Origin of the sequence: Citrobacter sp. wls714 (assembly GCF_005281025.1) — a bacterium.
GTDB classification, from domain to species: Bacteria; Pseudomonadota; Gammaproteobacteria; order Enterobacterales; family Enterobacteriaceae; genus Citrobacter; species Citrobacter werkmanii.
This window is the reverse complement of the sequence record NZ_SZWZ01000094.1, coordinates 44,657-66,068: the sequence shown is the minus strand read 5'-3', so window position 1 is coordinate 66,068 and position 21,412 is coordinate 44,657. Positions and strand designations below refer to the sequence as shown.

At 52.0% G+C, this 21,412-nt stretch carries 20 protein-coding genes, 2 pseudogenes and 1 other annotated feature; of the genes and pseudogenes, 12 read left to right on the top strand and 10 right to left on the bottom strand.

Going from position 1 to position 21,412, the window contains the following annotated elements:
• Positions 1-417: 417 nt before the first annotated feature.
• Entirely contained in the window at positions 418-1,401 is a 984-nt protein-coding gene (gene wzzB, locus FDX11_RS20535; protein WP_137349957.1) for an LPS O-antigen chain length determinant protein WzzB, read from the top strand.
• A 54-nt stretch (positions 1,402-1,455) separates the two neighbouring features.
• Here wzzB and hisIE read toward each other — a convergent pair whose 3' ends face one another.
• The 9 genes from hisIE to hisL all read right to left on the bottom strand — a co-directional run bounded on the left by hisIE (position 1,456) and on the right by hisL (position 8,685).
• Positions 1,456-2,067, bottom strand: coding sequence for a bifunctional phosphoribosyl-AMP cyclohydrolase/phosphoribosyl-ATP diphosphatase HisIE (hisIE, locus tag FDX11_RS20530; protein WP_137398467.1), 612 nt, complete (start codon positions 2,065-2,067; stop codon positions 1,456-1,458).
• Positions 2,061-2,837: an imidazole glycerol phosphate synthase subunit HisF gene (gene hisF, locus FDX11_RS20525; RefSeq protein WP_079223590.1), complete on the bottom strand. Its 777-nt coding sequence runs from the start codon at positions 2,835-2,837 to the stop codon at positions 2,061-2,063. The genes hisIE and hisF overlap by 7 nt, the downstream gene beginning before the upstream one ends.
• Positions 2,819-3,556: a 1-(5-phosphoribosyl)-5-[(5-phosphoribosylamino)methylideneamino]imidazole-4-carboxamide isomerase gene (hisA, locus tag FDX11_RS20520; protein WP_137349959.1), complete on the bottom strand. Its 738-nt coding sequence runs from the start codon at positions 3,554-3,556 to the stop codon at positions 2,819-2,821. Before hisA ends, hisF begins: the two co-directional genes overlap by 19 nt.
• Positions 3,556-4,146, bottom strand: coding sequence for an imidazole glycerol phosphate synthase subunit HisH (gene hisH, locus FDX11_RS20515; RefSeq protein ID WP_042307530.1), 591 nt, complete (start codon positions 4,144-4,146; stop codon positions 3,556-3,558). Before hisH ends, hisA begins: the two co-directional genes overlap by 1 nt.
• On the bottom strand, positions 4,146-5,213 hold the full coding sequence (hisB, locus tag FDX11_RS20510) for a bifunctional histidinol-phosphatase/imidazoleglycerol-phosphate dehydratase HisB (RefSeq protein ID WP_137398466.1): 1,068 nt from the start codon (positions 5,211-5,213) through the stop codon (positions 4,146-4,148). Before hisB ends, hisH begins: the two co-directional genes overlap by 1 nt.
• The gene (gene hisC / locus FDX11_RS20505; RefSeq protein WP_137398465.1) at positions 5,210-6,289 is read right to left on the bottom strand and encodes a histidinol-phosphate transaminase; all 1,080 of its coding nucleotides are present in this window, start codon (positions 6,287-6,289) and stop codon (positions 5,210-5,212) included. Before hisC ends, hisB begins: the two co-directional genes overlap by 4 nt.
• Positions 6,286-7,590 carry a histidinol dehydrogenase gene (gene hisD, locus FDX11_RS20500; protein WP_137398464.1) on the bottom strand — a complete coding sequence of 435 codons (1,305 nt, stop codon included), beginning with the start codon at positions 7,588-7,590 and terminating at the stop codon, positions 6,286-6,288. Before hisD ends, hisC begins: the two co-directional genes overlap by 4 nt.
• Positions 7,591-7,595: 5 nt before the next feature.
• Complete coding sequence (hisG, locus tag FDX11_RS20495; RefSeq protein WP_042307534.1) at positions 7,596-8,495, bottom strand: ATP phosphoribosyltransferase; 900 nt, start codon at positions 8,493-8,495, stop codon at positions 7,596-7,598.
• A 44-nt stretch (positions 8,496-8,539) separates the two neighbouring features.
• Positions 8,540-8,662: a sequence feature (His leader region), on the bottom strand.
• Positions 8,638-8,685, bottom strand: a complete 48-nt coding sequence (gene hisL / locus FDX11_RS20490; RefSeq protein WP_100250077.1) for a his operon leader peptide — start codon at positions 8,683-8,685, stop codon at positions 8,638-8,640. (Overlaps the previous feature by 25 nt.)
• A gap of 173 nt (positions 8,686-8,858) precedes the next feature.
• Between hisL and FDX11_RS20485 the strand changes: the two genes are divergently transcribed.
• The 4 genes and pseudogenes from FDX11_RS20485 (at position 8,859) to plaP (ending at position 12,285) form a co-directional block, all read left to right on the top strand.
• Positions 8,859-9,683, top strand: a complete 825-nt coding sequence (locus tag FDX11_RS20485; RefSeq protein WP_042307535.1) for an SDR family oxidoreductase — start codon at positions 8,859-8,861, stop codon at positions 9,681-9,683.
• A 41-nt stretch (positions 9,684-9,724) separates the two neighbouring features.
• Positions 9,725-10,709: pseudogene (locus tag FDX11_RS20480) on the top strand (LysR substrate-binding domain-containing protein).
• A 162-nt stretch (positions 10,710-10,871) separates the two neighbouring features.
• Positions 10,872-10,934 carry a membrane protein YoeI gene (gene yoeI / locus FDX11_RS25785; RefSeq protein ID WP_137398468.1) on the top strand — a complete coding sequence of 21 codons (63 nt, stop codon included), beginning with the start codon at positions 10,872-10,874 and terminating at the stop codon, positions 10,932-10,934.
• A complete protein-coding gene (gene plaP / locus FDX11_RS20470) occupies positions 10,924-12,285 on the top strand; it encodes a putrescine/proton symporter PlaP (protein ID WP_003030167.1) in 1,362 nt (453 codons plus the stop codon). The genes yoeI and plaP overlap by 11 nt, the downstream gene beginning before the upstream one ends.
• Positions 12,286-12,344: 59 nt before the next feature.
• Here the strand turns inward: plaP and sbcB are convergent, their stop codons facing one another.
• A complete protein-coding gene (sbcB, locus tag FDX11_RS20465; protein ID WP_137398462.1) occupies positions 12,345-13,769 on the bottom strand; it encodes an exodeoxyribonuclease I in 1,425 nt (474 codons plus the stop codon).
• A gap of 398 nt (positions 13,770-14,167) precedes the next feature.
• On the opposite strand from sbcB, the gene phsA reads away from it, so the two are divergent.
• The 7 genes and pseudogenes from phsA (at position 14,168) to FDX11_RS20430 (ending at position 21,397) form a co-directional block, all read left to right on the top strand.
• Positions 14,168-16,441, top strand: coding sequence for a thiosulfate reductase PhsA (phsA, locus tag FDX11_RS20460; RefSeq protein WP_137398461.1), 2,274 nt, complete (start codon positions 14,168-14,170; stop codon positions 16,439-16,441).
• Between the two features lie 14 nt (positions 16,442-16,455).
• On the top strand, positions 16,456-17,034 hold the full coding sequence (gene phsB / locus FDX11_RS20455) for a thiosulfate reductase electron transport protein PhsB (protein ID WP_137398460.1): 579 nt from the start codon (positions 16,456-16,458) through the stop codon (positions 17,032-17,034).
• A pseudogene (gene phsC, locus FDX11_RS20450) lies at positions 17,031-17,774 on the top strand (thiosulfate reductase cytochrome B subunit). Before phsB ends, phsC begins: the two are co-directional and overlap by 4 nt.
• A 139-nt stretch (positions 17,775-17,913) precedes the next feature.
• On the top strand, positions 17,914-19,086 hold the full coding sequence (dacD, locus tag FDX11_RS20445; protein ID WP_137398459.1) for a serine-type D-Ala-D-Ala carboxypeptidase DacD: 1,173 nt from the start codon (positions 17,914-17,916) through the stop codon (positions 19,084-19,086).
• 124 nt (positions 19,087-19,210) lie between these two features.
• Positions 19,211-19,678 (top strand): DNA gyrase inhibitor SbmC, encoded by a 468-nt coding sequence (gene sbmC / locus FDX11_RS20440; RefSeq protein ID WP_137398458.1) that lies wholly within the window; start codon positions 19,211-19,213, stop codon positions 19,676-19,678.
• Between the two features lie 86 nt (positions 19,679-19,764).
• Positions 19,765-20,823, top strand: coding sequence for an FUSC family protein (locus FDX11_RS20435; RefSeq protein ID WP_038641701.1), 1,059 nt, complete (start codon positions 19,765-19,767; stop codon positions 20,821-20,823).
• 238 nt (positions 20,824-21,061) lie between these two features.
• The gene (locus FDX11_RS20430; protein ID WP_032939582.1) at positions 21,062-21,397 is read left to right on the top strand and encodes a DUF496 family protein; all 336 of its coding nucleotides are present in this window, start codon (positions 21,062-21,064) and stop codon (positions 21,395-21,397) included.
• The last annotated feature ends 15 nt before the right edge of the window (positions 21,398-21,412 follow it).

Genomic DNA, 21,412 nt, shown 5'->3' with positions numbered 1-21,412 from the left:
GTGTTGTATCTAATCGTGGGGGCAGGTCACCTCTTTTCGGCTAAAAAGCAGCCAGGCACTATCTGGTGCAACGAAAACTGGAATAATACCGTCAGATGGCAAAAAAGCTAATGGTTATCCTTTTTACTCATACCATTTTTACGGGTAAGTCAATAAATATTCATGCCATGAATTTATTGACAAAAGTGTTGAGCATAAACCATTCTGACATTTAACCCGCTGATCGATGCTTTTCCTGTAAAGAGTATCTTTTGTATATTGACACTTCTTTTAAATTCCTTCCCTTTTTCACCAGTGACTAAAATACCAATCAAAATCTCTCAAACAATTTGATTTTTTTATCATTAATCCTATGGAATTGCTTCAAATTATAGCTAAACTAATTCGAGTTTAAGCCTTTCCTTAATTAGGGTATTTATGTCTGTAAGTGATAACAACATGTCCGGGCGCGTTAACGATCCGGAACAGATTGATTTGATTGATTTGCTGCTGCAATTATGGCGTGGGAAAGTCACTATCGTTGTCGCGATTGTTGTTGCCATTGCACTGGCCGTGGGCTATCTGGCGGTTGCTAAAGAGAAATGGACCTCTACTGCAATTATTACTCAACCTGATGTCGGACAGATTGCCACCTATAACAACGCGCTTAACGTGATGTATGGCGCCAGTGCACCTAAGGTAACTGAACTGCAGACAAACGTTATTGGTCGTTTCAGTACCTCTTTCTCTGCATTGGCTGAAACGCTTGATAATCAGGAAAAACCAGAGAAATTGTCAATTGAGCAGTCTGTTAAAGGCCAACAGTTGCCGTTAGCAGTTTCTTATGTTGGCGGATCACCAGAAGAAGCTCAGCGTCAGTTGGCTGAATACATTCAACAAACTGATGAAAAAGTTGCCAAAGAGCTGGAGCTTGACCTGACTGATAACATCAAGCTGCAAACCAGTACTCTTGAAGACTCTCTGAAGACCCAGGAAGTCGTCGCTCAGGAACAAAAAGATTTGCGCATCAAGCAAATCCAGGAAGCGTTGCGTTATGCAGAACAGGCAGGTGTCACTAAGCCGCAAATTCAGCAAACTCAGGATGTTACACAGGATAGTATGCTGCTGCTGGGCAGCGATGCTTTGAGATCAATGATTGAGCACGAAGCAACGCGTCCATTGATTTTCTCTGGTAATTACTATCAGACCAAGCAAAACCTGCTGGATATTGAAGCATTAAAAATCGAGAAGGCAAAACTGCACACTTATCGCTACGTGATGAAACCAACGTTGCCGATTCGTCGCGACAGTCCGAAAAAAGCAATTACCTTGGTACTGGCAGTATTGCTGGGTGGGATGATTGGTGCAGGTATCGTGCTGGGGCGAAATGCACTGCGTGGTTACAAAGCCAGAGCGCAGTAAGCCTAATCTAATAACAAAAAAACCGGGCTTGCCCGGTTTTTTTACGTCTGTAGATTACTGATGACGCTTACGTAAGTTCTCAATCACGGTGGTCAGGTCAAGCTCCTGATCCTGTAGCAGCACTAACAGGTGGTACATCAGGTCAGAGGCTTCATTCGTCAGCTCGAAACGATCGTTCACGGTGGCGGCCAGCGCGGTTTCCACACCTTCTTCACCCACTTTTTGCGCAATGCGTTTGGTGCCGCTGGCATACAGCTTCGCGGTGTAAGAGCTTGCCGGGTCGGCGGTTTTACGCTCAGCCAGTAGTTGTTCTAACTGATACAGGAACAGCCACTGATGGCTGGTGTCAGCAAAGCAGCTTGAGGTGCCTTTGTGGCAGGTTGGTCCAATCGGGTTAACCAGTGCTAACAGGGTGTCGCTATCGCAATCGGGCGTGATGCTGACCACATTAAGAAAGTTGCCCGAGGTTTCACCTTTAGTCCACAGGCGTTGTTTGGTCCGCGAGAAAAAGGTTACCTTACCGCTTTCAAGCGTTTTATCCAGCGCCTCCGGGTTCATATAACCCAGCATCAATACTTCGCCGGAGACCGCATGCTGCACGACAACTGGCATCAGTCCGTCAGTTTTTTCCCAGTCCAGCTCGCGGCATTGTTGCTTCGTTAACATATCCTGATCTCCACGCCCTGTGTTGCCAGGTACGCTTTTAATTCGCCAATATTGATAATTTGCTTGTGGAAGACGGAGGCGGCAAGCGCGCCGTCAACGTCAGCATCCCGGAAGGCTTCGAGGAAGTGTTCCATGGTGCCCGCGCCACCGGAGGCAATCAGCGGTACATGGCAAACGTCGCGCACTTTTCTCAGCTGTTCCAGATCGTAGCCGTTACGCACACCGTCCTGATTCATCATGTTCAGCACGATTTCGCCCGCGCCACGTTTCTGCACTTCCTGCACCCAATCCAGCGTTTCCCACTGCGTGATGCGGGTACGACTCTCATCCCCGGTGTACTGGTTAACGTGATATTTACCGGTTGCAGCGTCATACCAGGTATCGATACCCACCACAATGCACTGTACGCCAAAGCGGTCCGCCAGACGCGTGATAAGCTCCGGGTCAGCCAGCGCCGGGGAGTTGATGGAGATTTTATCCGCCCCGAAGGAGAGAATACGCGCCGCATCATCGATGGACTTAATCCCACCGGCAACGCAGAACGGAATGTCGATCACTTCCGCCACGCGCGATACCCAGCTTTTATCGACTACACGGCCATCGCTGGAAGCGGTGATATCGTAGAACACCAGTTCATCTGCGCCTTCATCGGCATAGCGTTTTGCCAGCGGAACGATGTCGCCAATAATCTCGTGATTGCGAAACTGGACGCCTTTTACCACCTGTCCATCGCGAACGTCCAGACAAGGAATTATGCGTTTTGCCAGCATTGGATGGCCTCCTCAACGGTGAACTTACCTTCCAGCAGGGCGCGTCCGACAATCACGCCGCGTACTCCGGTCCCGCGCAGGGCCGCTACATCCTCGATTCCGCCAATGCCACCAGATGACTGAAACGCCACCTGCGGATATTTGGCGCACACTTCTTCATAAAGCGCGACGTTTGAACCCGCCAGCGTACCGTCGCGGGAAATATCGGTGCACAGCACATGCTTCAGACCCACGGGCAAATAGGTTTCCACCAGTTCTTCCAGCGAAACCCCGGAATCTTCCTGCCAGCCGCTGACCGCAACCTGCTTATTTCCTTGCTCATCAATACGTACGTCCAGCGCCAGCACCAGCGCGTCGGCGCCAAAACGTTCGAACCAGCTCTTAACTTCCTCAGGGGATTTAACCGCCGTCGAACCGACCACCACACGCGCCACACCGGCGTCAAGCAGTGCCGCAACGTCCGCTTCAGTACGCACACCGCCGCCCACCTGCACCGGAACATTGACGCCCGCGACCAACGTTTTAATCAGTGGTATTTGTCGTTTCTGCGGATCTTTTGCCCCGGTCAGATCCACCAGATGTAGGACCTGCGCGCCTTGTGCCGCATAATCCTGCAAGCGGGGCAGAGGATCGTTGCCGTAATCACGTTGCTGTGCGTAATCGCCCTGATGAAGACGCACCACCGTGCCGTCGATTAAATCTAATGCCGGAATAATCATTACATCTCCAGAAAGTTTTTCAGCAACTGCGCCCCAGCCGCACCCGAACGTTCCGGGTGGAACTGCACGCCAAAGAAATTGTCCTTTTGCACTGCCGCGGTAAACGGTTCGCCGTAATGACATTGGGCGATGGTCCATGGATTCACTGGCATCGCGTAGCTGTGGACAAAGTAGAAATACGCCCCATCGTCAATACCCTGGAACAGACGATTTCCCGCCTGCGGATAAACGCGATTCCAGCCCATATGCGGCAGCGGCAGACCGAAATCGGTCATTTTAGGGACGTCCTGATCAATAATGCCCAACAGGGAGACACCGTTACTCTCTTCACTGCGCCGCCCAAGCAGTTGCATGCCTAAGCAGATCCCCAGCACCGGCTGTGTACAGGCCTTAATCAGCTCAATAAGTTCACGCTCGTGCAACTGGTCCATAGCCGCCTGCGCGGTACCAACGCCGGGTAGAAACAGCTTATCGGCACGGAGCACCACATCCGCATCGCGGCTGACAACCGGGTCGTATCCATGGCGCGCGACGGCGGATTTCACCGAGTTCAGATTGGCGCAGCCGGTATCCAGGATCACTACGTTCATTACAACACTCCTTTTGAGGAGGGCAGCGTGTCGCCTTCTACGCGAATTGCCTGACGCAGCGTGCGGCCAAAGGCTTTAAACAGGCTTTCCACGCGGTGGTGGTCATTTTTCCCTTTGGTTTTCAGGTGCAGGGTGACACCCATGGTGTAAGAGAGTGAGCGGAAGAAGTGTTCAATCATCTCCGTGCTCAGATCGCCCACGCGCTGGTAGGTAAACTCAGCGCGGTATTCCAGGTGCGGACGCCCGGAGATATCCAGCGCGCAACGTGCCAGACACTCGTCCATCGGCAGGACAAAACCAAAACGGTTGATGCCACGTTTATCGCCTAATGCCAGCTTTAAGGCCTCACCCAGCGCCAGACCGGTATCTTCTACGGTGTGGTGATCGTCAATATACAGATCGCCCTTAACGGCTATCTCCATGCGAAAACCACCGTGAGTGGCGATTTGATCCAGCATGTGGTCAAAGAAGCCAACGCCGGTATTGATTTTGCTTTGACCTTCGCGGTCCAACCAGACTTTGACGTCAATCTGCGTTTCTTTGGTATTGCGCTCAACGTGCGCGTAGCGGTCACGCCTGGTCAACTGTTCGCCGATCATCGCCCAGTTCAGGGTGTCACGGTGATAACGCAATCCGCGAATTCCCATGTTTTCAGCCAGCTGAATATCTGTGGCACGATCACCAATGACGTAGCTGTTTGCTATGTCCATGGCCTGTTCAACCAGGTACTGCTCAACCAGCTTCACTTTTGGCTTCCGGCAAGCGCATTCGTCCTTCGGCAGGTGCGGGCAAATCAGCACGTCATCAAACCTCACACCCTGAGAGGTGAATATTTGCATCATCAGATTATGCGGGCCGTCAAAATCGGCCTGTGGAAAGCTCTGGGTTCCCAGTCCATCCTGGTTGGTGATCATCACCAGCTTAAAACCCGCCTTTTGCAGTTTCAGCAAAACAGGAACGACTTCCGGCTCAAAAGCCAGTTTGTCAAAGCGATCGACCTGAAAGTCAGTTGGCGGTTCGGAAATCAGGGTTCCATCACGGTCAATAAAAAGATACTTCTGGCTCATACTTGCTCCGCACGTAAGGCGTCAATGACGCGCTGGCTCTCTTCACGGGTTCCGACAGTAATACGCAGACAGCCGCTTAACGAAGGTTGTTTGTTCTGGTCTCGTAAGATAATGCCCTGATCCCACAAAGATTTAAATACGCTGCTGGATGCGGTGAAGCGCGCCAGAACATAGTTGGTTTCAGAATCGAAAACCTGTTCTACACAGCGAATTGTTTTCAGGTTTTCCACCAGGTACTGACGCTCTTGCAGGATCTGCTGGACGCGTTGGCGCATGGCGGCAACCCCTTGCGGCGTCAGCGCCTGGGCGGCGATATCCGCCACCGGTGTAGAGAGCGGGTAAGGGGCGATCACCTTTAACAGCAGATTGATAATTTCTTCATTTGCCAGCGTAAACCCGCAGCGTAAACCGGCGAGAGCAAACGCTTTGGACAGCGTGCGTAAAATTACCAGGTGCGGATATTCAGACAGCCAGCCCGCCAGCGTGGCCTGCGGGCAAAACTCGATATACGCTTCATCGGCAACCACGATAGCGTTACCCTGCGTCATATCGAGCAGCGAACGCAGATCCTGTGGCTTAATCAACTGGCCCGTTGGGTTATTAGGGCTGCATACGTAGACCACCTTCACACCATCAAGCTTGTCCGCGATACCTTGTAAATCCAGTTGCCAGTCGTCAAGTGTCGGGACGGTACGGCATTCGACGCCAATTGTTTCAGCGCTGACGCTGTACATGCCGTAAGTCGGCGGGCAGTACAGAATCGCATCTTTACCGGGTTCGCAAAAAGCGCGCACCAGCAGTTCGATCCCTTCATCTGCGCCGCGGCTGACCAGCACCTGCTCCGGCTTGACGCCTGCATACTGCGCGTAATTCTCAATCACGGCTTTCGGCTGGCACTCCGGGTAGCGGTTCAGCGTTTGCTGGCTTAGCTGAAACTCAACGGCGGTGGGGTATTCATTCGCGTTGAGCCAGACGTCGCCGTTACCGCCAAGACGGCGGGCAGACTGATAAGGCGTTAACTCGCGTACATTCTTACGGGCTAAATCAGTGACGCTGAGAAAGTTGTCAGTGCTCATGCTTGCTCCTTCAGGGCGTTAACGCGCAGGGTGACGGCATTTTTGTGGGCGGTCAGCAGCTCAGCCGCGGCCAGGGTTTCAATGGTGGCGGCCAGCGCAGAGAAACCTTGTGGTGTTAATTCCTGTACGGTCATCCGTTTCTGGAAATCAGCCAGCCCCAGGCTGGAACAGGTTGCGGTATAACCGTAGGTTGGCAGCACGTGGTTGGTGCCGGAAGCGTAGTCGCCTGCGGATTCCGGTGACCAGTCACCAAGGAACACCGAACCGGCGCTGGTAATGTCGTCAACCAGCTCACGTGCGTTGCGGGTCTGAATGATCAGGTGCTCCGGCCCGTAGGCGTTGGAGATTTCAACGCACTGCGCCAGATCTTTCGCTACGATTAAGCGGCTGGCAGAGAGCGCCTGACGCGCGGTGTCGGCGCGGGACAGCTCGGCGAGCTGACGTTCAACAGCTTCGGCAACTCCCTCGGCAAGCTTAGCGTCCGGCGTCAGCAGGATCACCTGCGAGTCCGGACCGTGCTCGGCCTGAGAGAGCAGGTCGGAGGCGACAAAATCTGGCGTTGCGCCGCTGTCGGCGATAACCAATACTTCGGATGGTCCGGCAGGCATGTCGATGGCGGCGCCGTCAAGACGCTGGCTGACCTGGCGTTTGGCTTCGGTCACATACGCATTGCCCGGCCCGAAGATTTTATCGACCTTCGGAATAGACTCCGTGCCCAGCGCCAGCGCGGCAATGGCCTGTGCGCCACCCACGTTAAACACTTCTTTCACGCCACACAGCTGCGCAGCGTAGAGGATTTCATCGGCAATTGGCGGTGGCGAGCACAGCACCACTTTTTTGCAGCCGGCGATGCGCGCCGGGGTCGCCAGCATTAATACGGTAGAGAACAGCGGTGCCGACCCGCCAGGAATATACAGGCCCACGGAAGCGATAGGGCGGGTAACCTGCTGGCAGCGTACGCCCGGCTGGGTTTCGATATCCACCGGCGGCAGAATTTGCGCGCTGTGGAAAGTATCAATATTACGTACCGCCGCCTGCATGGCTTGTTTCAGCTTGTCGCTCAGGCGACTGCTGGCCTGCTGAATTTCTTGCTCGGTGACGCATAGCGCGCCGACCTCGGTTTTATCAAACTTCGCGCTGTATTCGCGCAGTGCCTGGTCGCCGTTGTTTTTGACGTTTTCAAGGATCTCGGCCACTGTGCGGCTAATGCTTTCAGAGGCGGAAATCGCCGGGCGCATTAGCAGTTCGCGCTGCTGCTCAGGGCTACAGCTATTCCAGTCAATCAGGGTATTGAAGCTCATGGCCGTTACTCCATCATCTTCTCAATCGGCAGCACCAGAATTGAGCTGGCACCGAGCGCTTTCAGTTTTTCCATTGTTTCCCAGAACAGGGTTTCGCTGCTGACCATGTGCATGGCCACACGCTGCTGGTCACCCGCCAGTGGCAGAATGGTAGGGCGCTCAGCGCCAGGCAGCAGGGCGATGACTTCGTCCAGACGCTCGCTCGGCGCGTGCATCATGATGTATTTGGATTCACGAGCCTGAATAACCCCCTGGATGCGGGTCAGGAGTTTGTCGATCAACTGCTGTTTGGCTGCGGCCATTTCGCCATCGCGCTGAATCAGACACGCTTTAGATCGGTAAATCACTTCCACTTCACGCAAACCATTGGCTTCAAGTGTCGCACCGGTTGAGACCAGATCGCAGATCGCATCGGCAAGGCCCGCGCGGGGTGCGACTTCGACAGAACCGTTTAACAGACAGGATTTAAATGACACCCCTTTTTGATCGAGATAACGCTTGAGCAGGTGCGGGTAAGAGGTGGCGATACGCTTCCCGTTCAGCGCGGTCGGGCCATCCCAGGCTTCATCAACCGGGGTTGCCAGCGAAAGACGGCAGCCGCCGAAGTCCAGACGACGCAGGGTAAAATAGCGAGGATCTTCACCCTGTGCCCGACGGTTGAGCAGCTCTTCTTCCAGAACGTTTTCCCCAATGATGCCAAGATCAACGACGCCGTCCATCACCAGACCCGGGATATCGTCATCACGCACGCGCAGAATATCAATCGGCATATTCTCTGCCATCGCAATTAAGCGTTGGGTGTGAAGATTAATTTTAATGCCGCAACGGGCCAGTAATTCGCGTGAATCGTCGCTTAAACGGCCTGATTTCTGCATAGCTATGCGTAAACGGGTGTTGTCTAACATTATTTGTTCCTCGTTATCCTGTCTGAATCAGTTTGGGTCACGCACAAAAAAAGCCCCCGGAAGAAATCTTCCGGGGGCTTTCTCATACGCTCATGCACCGCTGGAAGATTTAAATGTCTCCCAGCACACATCGCCTGAAAGACTAGTCAGGATGATGGTGATGATGGTGTTTAAATTGAGCGCGTGTCATAAATTTCTCGATGAATGTTTATTCATTTGATGTCTTTTAACCTAAACCACTTTAGCTACGGAAAGCAAGGGCTTTTTTTGATCATTAATTCATTTCATATTGATACTATGAATTGTCAGCCACCGTGGGCTGGCGTAGCCTTGCGTTATAGGCCAAAAGTCAGGAGAGAAGGCATGAAAAAGGTCGCAATTGTCGGGTTAGGTTGGTTAGGCATGCCGTTAGCCATGTCGCTGGCGGCGAGAGGCTGGCAGGTGACCGGCAGCAAAACCACATTAGATGGAGTGGAAGCGGCCCGCATGAGCGGTATCGAGAGTTACTCGCTGCGCCTGGAGCCTGAACTGGTCTGTGAGGCCGACGATCTCGACGCACTCATGGACGCTGATGCTCTGGTTATTACGCTACCTGCGCGCCGTAGCGGGCCGGGGGAGGCATTTTACCTGCAGGCCATGCAGGAGCTGGTGGACAGTGCATTGGCGTACCGGATCCCGCGGATTATTTTTACCAGCTCGACGTCGGTCTATGGTGATGTCCAGGGCATCGTGAAAGAGGGAACACCGCGTAACCCGGTCACCGCCAGCGGGCGTGTCCTGAAAGAACTTGAAGACTGGCTGCACAACTTGCCTGGCACCTCGGTTGATATTCTGCGCCTGGCCGGGCTGGTTGGTCCGGGAAGACATCCTGGCCGATTTTTCGCGGGTAAGACGGCGCCAGATGGACACCATGGCGTCAATCTGGTGCATCTTGATGATGTCGTTTCTGCCATCACGTTGCTGCTGCAAGCGCCCAAAGGGGGACACATCTATAATATATGTGCGCCTTTGCATCCGGCGCGTAATGTGTTCTATCCACAGATGGCCCGCCAGTTGGGGATGGAACCGCCGGAATTTCGCGGTGGTGCGGATAACGGTAAAGGTAAAGTCATTGATGGCAGCCGTATTTGTAATGAGCTTGGATTTGAGTACCAGTATCCCGATCCGCTGGTGATGCCGATGGAGTGACAGGCCAGCAGAGTGTCGCTGTATACCGCCAGGGGGCGAGTATGAAACCACTGCTGGACGTTCTTATCATCCTCGATGCGTTAGAAAAAGAGGGCAGTTTCGCGGCGGCGTCGGCAAAATTGTATAAGACGCCGTCTGCGCTTAGCTACACCGTCCATAAACTGGAAAGCGATCTTAATATTCAGTTATTAGATCGCAGTGGGCACCGGGCTAAGTTTACCCGCACCGGTCAAATGCTGCTGGAAAAGGGGCGAGAGGTATTGCACTCCGTCCGCGAACTCGAAAAGCAAGCCATTAAGCTCCATGAAGGCTGGGAGAATGAACTGGTTATCGGCGTCGATGATACGTTTCCCTTTTCCCTGCTGGCTCCCCTTATCGAATCTTTCTATCAACGTCATAGTGTGACGCGTCTGAAATTTATTAACGGCGTTCTGGGCGGCTCCTGGGATGCACTGACTCAGGGGCGGGCGGATATTATTGTCGGTGCTATGCATGAACCGCCAGCGGGGAGTGAATTTGGCTTTGCGCGGCTGGGCGCTTTGGAACAGGTGTTTGTCGTTGCGCCGCATCACCCCCTGGCGCAGGAACAGGAACCATTACATCGGCGTACTATTCGACGTTTTCGCGCCATCGTGGTGGGAGATAATGCGCATCAAGCGAACATCTCCGGCGTTCAGGTGTTGGACGATCAGGAAGCGATTACCGTTTTTGACTTCAAAACCAAGCTGGAGCTGCAAATTAGTGGTTTGGGATGCGGATATATTCCACGTTACCTGACGCAGCGATTTTTGGACAGCGGCGCGCTGATTGAAAAGAAAGTGGTCGGACAAATTCTGTTTGAACCCGTGTGGATAGGGTGGAATGAACAGACCGCCGGGCTTGCCAGCGCCTGGTGGCGGGATGAGATTTTAGCAAATAGTGCTATTGCCGGGGTGTATGTTAAAACGGATGCTGATAAATCAATCAGTTGAGAAAAAATATTTTTTTACAGTTGCTTCAATCTCTTGTTATTTCTCCCCAAATTAGTGCAAAATACGCCGCTTGCAAAAAATGACATTAACCGACGTTTTAATACGCGTCGGTTATTTTTTTGCATCAAACCAATCATTCATAAAAGAGGCCGGGCTTCGTACCGGATAGATACTTACTTAAAAATCGACAGTTGTTGTCGCTGAGGATTAACAAAAAATGGGGCAATTTTTTGCTTACGCGACGGTTTTCGCCGTAATGGGGGATAACTATGTCGCATAACGCTACTCCAAACACCTCTCGCGTGGAATTACGTAAAACGCTTACGCTGGTTCCGGTTGTCATGATGGGCCTTGCCTATATGCAGCCGATGACGCTGTTCGATACATTCGGTATCGTCTCAGGAATGACCGATGGTCACGTCCCGACAGCTTACGCCTTTGCACTGATCGCCATCCTCTTTACCGCACTAAGCTACGGTAAACTGGTTCGTCGCTATCCGTCCGCAGGCTCTGCCTACACTTACGCCCAGAAATCCATTAGCCCGACCGTTGGCTTTATGGTTGGCTGGTCATCGCTGCTGGACTACCTGTTCGCGCCGATGATCAACATTCTGTTGGCGAAAATATATTTTGAAGCGCTGGTGCCCTCGATTCCATCGTGGATGTTCGTGGTGGCGCTGGTGGCCTTTATGACCGCCTTCAACCTGCGTAGCCTCAAATCCGTCGCCAATTTCAACACTGTGATCGTGTTGTTGCAGGTGGTGCTGATTGCGGTGATCCTCGGCATGGTCGTTTATGGCGTGTTCGAAGGGGAAGGGGCCGGTACGCTGGCAAGCAGCCGTCCGTTCTGGTCTGGTGATGCGCACGTGATCCCGATGATCACCGGTGCGACCATCCTGTGCTTCTCGTTCACCGGTTTTGACGGTATCAGCAACCTGTCAGAAGAAACCAAAGACGCTGAGCGCGTGATCCCGCGTGCGATTTTCCTGACCGCTCTGATTGGTGGCCTGATCTTTATCGTCTCCACCTATCTGTTGCAGCTGTACTTCCCGGATATCTCGCGCTTTAAGGATCCAGATGCTTCGCAGCCAGAAATCATGCTGTATGTTGCTGGTAAGTTCTTCCAGGTAGGCGCGCTGATTTTCTCTACCATTACCGTACTGGCGTCCGGTATGGCGGCGCATGCAGGCGTTGCGCGTCTGATGTACGTGATGGGCCGTGATGGCGTATTCCCGAAAAGCTTCTTCGGTTATGTACACCCGAAATGGCGTACTCCGTCCATGAACATCATTCTGGTTGGTGCGATTGCTTTGCTGGCAATCAACTTCGACCTGGTGATGGCGACGGCGCTGATTAACTTTGGTGCGCTGGTGGCGTTTACCTTCGTTAACCTGTCGGTAATCTCCCAGTTCTGGATCCGTGAGAAGCGTAACAAGACGCTGAAAGATCACTTCCAGTACCTGTTCCTGCCAATGTGCGGTGCGCTGACCGTTGGCGCGCTGTGGGTGAACCTGGAAGAAAGCTCAATGGTTCTGGGCCTGATCTGGGCGGGTATCGGTCTGATCTACCTGGCTTGCGTGACCAAAAGCTTCCGCAACCCGGTCCCGCAGTACGACGAAGATATCGCGTAATAATTGCATTTAGCTGAAAAAAAACGGAGACATGTTCTCCGTTTTTTTATACGTGGGATTTATACAATCTCTTGCGCATATTGCCAGAGCGCTTTCAGCAGCGTCAGCTTCTCTTTGTTATCCGCATATTGCTGACTCAGCATCTGTAATTCATTGGCGTAATTTTGCAAAAACTCCGGCGTGAATACCTGACGACGATGGTCCAGCCAGCGCTGTTGTTCGGCTTCATCCAGCGTGCCGGGGAAGTTACGCGCACGGTAGTTAAACAGCAGCTTTTCAATGCGTTTATCGACAAAGGTGATATCCAGCGCCGGTAAATTGCGCGGCTCGGTTTCCAGAACGATTTTCATTGCGGCACGGTCGGCATCGCTGAAAAAGCCGTTGTACAGCTGGGCGTCTACGTTATCAGATGGCGCAAAGGGCTCCGCTTCGGCGAAGATTGCCACGACTTTGTCGCGTACCTGTGGGTTTTCGCGCAGAGTTTTGAGGTTATCCAGACAATGCTGGCGGTTAATACCAAGACGATCTGCATCTTCCGGGCGCAGGGTATTCGCCTGTGCCAGTACCGGACATTTGTTGATGTGCACCAGTTTAACCGGAACCGCTGGGTTACCTCCCAAATCTGCCTTAGCGGTGTAGAGCCGATCACGCAGCGCGTCGCTGTCCATTTCGAGCAGTGGTGAAATATCACCGGCTAAGTCGACCATGATAACCGCGTTGCGATTCTCCGGATGCCAGGCCAATGGCGCCACCCAACTGGTGTTACCGCGCCAGGCGCCGAACATGCCCGAGACATGGACCAGCGGTTTCATCTGCGGCACATCAATTAGCGCCGCCAGTTTGTGCTTATTACGATAGCTATAGAGATACTCAAACAAACGTGGTTGCCGTGACTTGACTAATTGCGCCATTGCAATCGTGGCATACACATCGGCCATTGCATCGTGGGCATTGGCATGCTCAATCCCATTCGCTTTGGTCAAATGTTCCAGGCGAAAGCTGGGCAAGCCATCGTCGTTTTCCGGCCAGTTAATACCTTCAGGACGCAGGGCATAGCAGGCTCGCATTACATCCAGCAGATCCCAACGCGAATTATCGTGCTGCCAGCTCCAGGCATAGGGATCGTAGAAATTGCGATACAGGATGTTTCGCGTCACTTCATCATCGAAGCGCACGTTGTTATAGCCAAGAATGCAGGTTTTCGGCACGGTAAACAGGGCGTGAATACGCGCAGCAAAAGCAGCTTCATTTTCTCCCTTTTCACGTGCTTCCTGCGGTGTGATACCGGTAATCAGCACCGCCTCTGGCTGTGGCAGATAGTCGTCTGCGGGTTTGCAATAAAAGACTTCAGGTTCACCGATAATGTTGAAATCGTTATCTGTGCGGATGGCCGCAAATTGTGCGGGTCTGTCCAGCGCCGGATGGGTACCAAAGGTCTCGTAATCGTGGAAGAGAAAACCAGGTTGCTGCTTGCCGTCATTCATTGTTCAGTTATGTCCGGGATCAATTTAGCGCTTATCTAAGAATACCAAAAAATAGCGAGGGAATCAGCAAGAGGATTATCGATGCGGAATGACCTCCGCAAGAAAATTGCGCTGAACGAAGCTTTGAACGAATGGTTAATTATTTTCTCCTCATTAAAGGAAATTACTGGAATAAATTTTCTTAAAATCAGAACTTGGGAAATAAGTTAATTGATAACCATTATTGTTATTTCCATTTCGTTTTCTGTGTTCTGGAAACTTTTAAAGTCTTTTATAAACAACGGTTTCATATTTCAATTAATACGCTTGTATCCATTGTAATAAAATGTGAGTGAGGTTAAGAATTAATAATCCAAACTCCATATAATAATTGGATATATCTAATAACAGGAGGTTATATGAGCATTAGTCGGCGTAATTTTCTACGAGGGGTGGGGATAGGCTGCTCAGCCTGTGCGATAGGAAGTTTTCCACCAGGCGCACTGGCGCGAAATTCTCCCGAGCACATAAAAGGGAAAACATCCCTGACGCCAAGTTTGTGCGAAATGTGTTCTTTTCGCTGCCCAATTCAGGCTCAGGTAATTAATAATAAGACGGTTTTTATTCAAGGAAACCCTAATGCGCCTCAGCAGGGCACACGTGTCTGTGCGCGCGGAGGGAGCGGTGTTAGCCTGGTCAACGACCCGCATCGTATTGTTAAACCGATGAAACGCACAGGACCTCGCGGGAGCGGTGAATGGCAGGTGATTAGCTGGCAGCAGGCATATAAAGAAATTGCCGAGAAAATGACGGCAATAAAAGCGCAGCATGGTCCCGAGGGGGTCGTATTCTCTTCCAAGTCCGGTTCGCTTTCTGGCCATTTATTTCATCTCGCGACGGCTTTTGGATCGCCGAACACGTTTACTCACGCGTCGACATGTCCCGCCGGAAAAGCGATTGCCGCTAAAGTTATGATGGGCGGCGATTTAGCCATGGATATCGTCAATACCCGTTATATGGTCTCTTTTGGCCATAACCTCTATGAAGGCATTGAAGTTGCCGACACGCATGAACTGATGACCGCGCAGGAAAAGGGCGCGAAGATGGTCAGCTTTGATCCCCGTTTGTCCGTCTTCTCCAGCAAAGCGGATGAATGGCATGCGCTTAAGCCTGGCGGTGACTTACCGGTGCTGATGGCGATGTGTCACGTCATGATCAAAGAAAATCTGTATGACGCAGACTTTGTGGCACGCTACACCACAGGGTTTGACCAACTGGCTGAGGCGGTACAAGAGACCACGCCGGAATGGGCGCAAAAGCTCGCTGATGTGCCTGCTGATGTGATTATCCGGGTCACCCGCGAAATGGCCGCCTGCGCGCCTCACGCCATCGTCAGTCCGGGTCATCGTGCGACGTTTTCGCAAGAAGAAATTGATATGCGGCGCATGATTTTCACCCTCAATGTGTTACTTGGAAATATTGAGCGTGAGGGCGGGTTGTATCAGAAAAAAGCGGCGGCAACGTACAATAAGCTGGCCGGAGAGAAAGTTGCTCCCGTGCTGGCAAAACCCGATGCCAAGTTACCCAAGCCAACGGCGCAGCGTATCGATCTGGTTGCCCCGCAGTTCAAGTACATCGCGGCCGGTGGCGGCGTAGTGCAGAGCATTATTGATGCCGTCTTAAATCAAACGCCGTATCCGGTGAAGGGATGGATTATGTCCCGACACAACCCTTTCCAGACCGTGACCTGTCGACCAGATCTGGTTAAGACTGTTGAACAGCTCGACCTGGTGGTCAGCTGCGACGTTTATTTAAGCGAAAGCGCGGCGTATGCCGATTATCTTTTACCTGAATGTACTTACCTTGAGCGCGATGAAGAAGTTTCTGATATGTCAGGGCTGAATCCAGCCTATGCCCTGCGTCAGCAGGTTGTAGAGCCTATCGGTGACGCGCGTCCGAGCTGGCAAATCTGGAAAGAACTGGCTGTTCAGTTAGGCCTTGGGCAATTCTACCCATGGCAGGATATGCAAACGCGTCAGCTGTACCAGCTTAATGGCGATCATGCGTTATCTGCTGAGCTACGTCAGAAAGGGTATCGCGAGTGGGGTGTTCCGCTATTGCTGCGCGAACCCGAAGCGGTGCGTCAGTTTGTGGCGCGCTATCCGGGCGCGGTTGCGGTTGATAGCGACGGCACCTATGGTGAACAACTGCGCTTTAAATCCCCGTCAGGAAAAATCGAACTTTACTCTGCGGAGCTGGAAACACTCCTGCCTGGCTACGGTGTTCCCCGCGCCCGCAATTTCGCGCTCAAAGGCGACAATGAACTCTACTTTATTCAAGGGAAAGTGGCGGTTCATACCAATGGCGCAACGCAATATGTGCCACTGCTGAGTGAGCTGATGTGGGACAACGCGGTGTGGATCCACCCGCAAACGGCCCGTGAAAAAGGCATCAAAAGCGGCGATGACATCTGGCTGGAAAATGCAACCGGTAAGGAAAAAGGCAAAGCGCTGGTCACCGCTGGTATTCGACCCGATACGCTATTCGTCTATATGGGATTTGGCGCCAAGGCAGGAGCCAAAACAGCCGCGACGACGCACGGTATTCACTGCGGTAATTTGCTTCCGCATGTCACCAGTCCGGTGTCAGGTACGGTGGTCCACACCTCTGGCGTTACGCTTCGTCGGGCATGAGAAAGGAGTACATCATGAATCAATCAATAAACCCTTATGTCATGCTGCATGACGAAAAACGCTGTATTGGTTGTCAGGCGTGTACGGTTGCCTGCAAGGTACTGAATGACGTGCCTGAAGGTTTTAGCCGCTTACAGGTGCAGATCCGTTCACCGGAACAGGAACCCGAGGCATTGTCCCACTTCCAGTTTGTTCGTGTTTCCTGCCAGCATTGTGAAGATGCGCCGTGCGTCAGCGTTTGTCCAACCGGTGCTTCATTCCGCGATGAAAATGGCATTGTGCAGGTGGATAAATCCCGCTGTATTGGCTGTGACTACTGCGTTGCTGCTTGTCCGTTCCATGTACGCTACCTCAATCCACAAACGGGAATCGCAGACAAATGTAATTTCTGCGCGGATACCCGCCTGGAGGTTGGACAGTCGCCCGCCTGCGTTTCCGTTTGTCCTACGGATGCGTTGAAGTTTGGTCGTCGCGATGACCCGGAAATACAGCACTGGATCAATCAAAAAGAGGTTTATCGCCAGCAGGATACGCGTAGTGGTCCGGTGAATGTTTATCGGCGTAAAGAGATCCATCAGGAGGGTAAAGTATGAATTCTATCTGGGGAGCGGAGCTTAATTATGCGCCGGACTACTGGCCGTTGTGGCTCATTTATGCGGGCGTTATTGTTGTGCTGATGATTGCGGGCCTCGTCACGCACGCGCTGTTACGTCGGATGCTGGCGCCGAAAACGGCAACCGGAGAGGAGCACCGGGAGTACCTCTATTCGCTGGCTGTTCGCCGTTGGCACTGGGGAAATGCGCTACTCTTTATTCTGCTTTTGATGAGCGGCCTGTTTGGCCACTTCTCTGTCGGACCGGTAGCGTTGATGGTACAGGTGCATACCTGGTGCGGCTTCGCATTGCTGGCCTTCTGGATAGGCTTTGTGTTAATAAACGCAACCAGCGGCAACGGCTGCCATTATCGCGTGAAGTTAAACGGGTTGATATCACGCTGCCTGCTGCAAACGCGCTTTTATCTGTATGGCATCATGAAAGGCGAGCCGCATCCGTTTGCCGCAACGGCAAAGGATAAATTTAACCCACTGCAACAACTGGCCTACCTGGCCATTATGTACGCGCTGGTTCCGCTGTTGATCATCACAGGGTTGTTATGAGGGCCGGTAATGCTGGTGCTGCATATGGCGTTAGCGATTGTGGGTTTGCTGTTCATCTGCGCACATATTTACCTGTGCACGCTGGGCGACACGCCAGGGCAAATTTTCCGCAGTATGATCGACGGCTACCATCGGCATCGCAGTCATCACGCAGAGACTGCGCCACGCAAAGGATAATTTCGCGCGCGGTTTGTCTCTGACAGCCTTGTATAACAGCAAGAAAATGTGCCTTGTGTCACATTTTCTTGCAATTTATTCAAGTTTGTTCGACAGAACTTCCGTAAAAAGAACGGCTATTTCTCCCTTTTCTGAGGACATGCTGTTGAAACGCCGTTTGTTTATTGCCGCTTCACTATTCACGATGAGTTTTACGTCCGCCTGGGCGACCGATGCCGCCAGCTTCGCCCCTCAGCCGCCTGTGATAAATGCCGGGGCGTGGGTATTAATGGATTACACCACGGGCCAAATTCTGACAGCCGGTAATGAACACCAGCAACGTAACCCCGCCAGTCTGACCAAGCTGATGACCGGCTATGTTGTTGACCGCGCAATCGACAGTAAGCGCATTAGTCCAACCGATATTGTCACCGTTGGGCGCGATGCCTGGGCGAAAGACAATCCGGTATTCGTCGGTTCATCCCTGATGTTCCTGAAACAAGGCGATCGCGTTTCTGTGCGCGACCTCAGCCGCGGGCTAATTGTTGATTCCGGTAATGATGCCTGCGTGGCGCTGGCTGATTACATCGCCGGGGGACAACCGCAGTTTGTCGCGATGATGAACAACTATGCGCAAAAGCTGAACCTGCAGGACACCCATTTTGAAACGGTCCATGGTCTGGATGCGCCAGGTCAGCATAGCTCTGCTTACGATCTGGCCGTATTGTCGAGGGCTATCATCCATGGTGAACCAGATTTCTACCATATGTACAGTGAGAAAAGCCTTACCTGGAACGGAATCACGCAGCAAAACCGTAATGGCCTGTTGTGGGATAAAACCATGAACGTTGATGGTCTGAAGACAGGGCATACGTCCGGGGCCGGGTTCAACCTGATCGCTTCCGCCGTTGATGGACAACGTCGACTGATTGCGGTTGTGATGGGGGCGGAGAGTGCGAAAGGGCGCGAAGACCAGGCGCGCAAGCTGCTGCAATGGGGGCAACAAAACTTCGATACGGTGCAGGTTTTGCGTAGCGGTAAGCAGGTCGGTACTGAACGGATCTGGTATGGCGACAAAGAAAAAATCAGCCTGGGCACCGAGCAGGATTTCTGGATGGCCCTGCCTAAAACGGAAGTCGCTAACATTAAAGCAAAATATGTCCTTGATAAGAAAGAACTGGTCGCGCCAATCGCGGCACATCAGCGTGTGGGTGAAATTGAACTCTACGATCGGGACAAGCTGGTGGCGCACTGGCCTCTGGTTACGCTGGAGTCCGTCAGCGAAGGCGGCGTTTTCTCGCGTCTGAGCGATTATTTCCACCATAAGGCGTAGTTATTTCCTGGAATGCCTGACTGGCAAGAGTGCGAATCTGCTCACATAATAATCACTGTTTGCTTGTGGCCGTAATACCTAAAAATTACACTGTATATAAATACAGTGCAATCGCGGAGGTTATATGGAGTACGAGATTAAGCAGGTCGATAAACGCAGGATTGCCGGGTTTCACATGGTTGGTCCGTGGGAACAAACGGTAAAGCAAGGTTTTGAGCAGTTAATGAAGTGGGTCGACGGGAAGCAAATTGTTCCGCTGGAATGGATAGCCGTTTATTACGACAATCCTGACGTTGTCCCGGCGGAGAAACTGCGTTGCGACACCGTGGTATCTGTGCCTGAAGATTTTGCGATCCCGGAAAATAGCGAAGGGGTGATCCTGACCGAAGTGGCGGGGGGCGGCTATGCTGTTGCCGTTGCGCGCGTTGAAAACCATGATTTTGCGACGCCCTGGTATCAGTTCTTTGACCGCCTGATGCAGGATACGGCTTACGAAATAGCCGCTAAACCCTGCTTTGAAGTGTACATGAACAATGGCATGGAGGATGGCTACTGGGACATTGAAATGTACATACCGGTGCAGTCGAAGTAACTGTTTTTGATGCAAAACAGGATGATATTTTCAGGCAAAAAACGAGTACAATTTTGTTCTTTGCTATTCGCTGACGGAGTGCATGAGTGCGTGCCAATAAGTCACTGAGTCCTTTTGAAATTCGTTTGTATCGTCATTATCGTGTAGTGCACGGTATTCGCATTGCGCTTGCGTTTATTCTCACTTTTCTGTTGGTACGCCTGTTAAACATTCCTGAAGGTACATGGCCTCTGATCACTCTGGTGGTGATCATGGGGCCTATTTCTTTTTGGGGTAACGTTGTTCCCAGAGCTTTTGAACGGATTGGCGGCACGATCCTGGGATCGGTGCTTGGGCTGGTGGCCCTGCGTCTGGAGCTTTTTTCGCTTCCGCTAATGCTGATATGGTGTGCGGTGGCGATGTTTCTCTGCGGTTGGCTGGCATTGGGCAAAAAACCGTATCAGGCGCTGCTGATTGGTATTACGCTTGCTGTCGTTGTGGGCGCGCCCGCTGGGGATATGAATACGGCGTTATGGCGCGGTGGCGATGTTATTCTCGGTTCGTTACTGGCGATGCTGTTTACCGGCGTGTGGCCACAACGGGCATTTATACACTGGCGTATTCAGCTGGCGCATTGCGTAACGGGGTACAATCGAGTGTACCAGGCGGCGCTCTCCCCCAATCTGCTTGAACAACCGCGACTGGAGAAGCATTTACAACAGCTGTTGAGCGAGGTTGTCAAAATGCGCGGGCTCATCGTCCCTGCCAGTAAAGAAACCCACATTCAAAAATCCATTTTTGAAGCTATTCAGACGGTTAATCGTAACCTCGTCTGCATGCTGGAGCTGCAAATTAATGCGCTCTGGGCCAGCCGTACCAGCCATTTTGTTATGCTGAACGCGCATACTCTGCGTGAAACCCAGCTCAGGACGCAGCAGGCGCTACTGACAATAACGCATGCATTATATGAAGGTAACCCGCAGCCAGTGCTTGCCAATACGGAGAAGCTCAATGATACCGTGGTGGAGCTGCGTCAGCTTATCGCTGAGCATAAAGGTGATAATGTCGCGGAAACGCCTATTCACGGCTACGTTTGGTTAAATATGGAGATGGCGCGACAGCTGGAGTTACTTTCGCATTTAATCTGTCGCGCGTTGCGCAAATAAAGAGCAGATGAGGGGATTGGTTCTACTGCTGCTTCGATTCAGCAAAGATTAGAGGTATGATACTGAAAAAGGCTAAAACCATTGGTAACTGCAATGGCTTTACCCTCGATAATTCAGGTTTCAACCATGCATTGTCGATGCAGATGCAACTTGAAGTATGGCGGGCATGAAAGTAATGTTGACCCACTTTAGCCGTTGTTTTAACGAATCCGAATCTCACATTATCAGGGGTGTAAAAATGGAAACTACCAAGCCTTCTTTCCAGGACGTGCTGGAATTTGTTCGTCTGTTCCGTCGTAAAAACAAACTGCAACGTGAAATCCAGGACGTTGAGAAAAAGATCCGTGACAACCAGAAACGTGTCCTGCTGTTGGACAACCTGAGCGACTACATCAAGCCTGGCATGAGCGTCGAAGCGATCCAGGGCATTATTGCCAGCATGAAAAGCGATTACGAAGATCGCGTTGATGATTACATCATCAAAAATGCTGAGATCTCAAAAGAGCGCCGCGATATTTCTAAGAAGCTGAAAGCCATGGGCGAACTGAAAAACGGCGAAGCGAAAGCTGAGTAACGATTTATGCTTGTC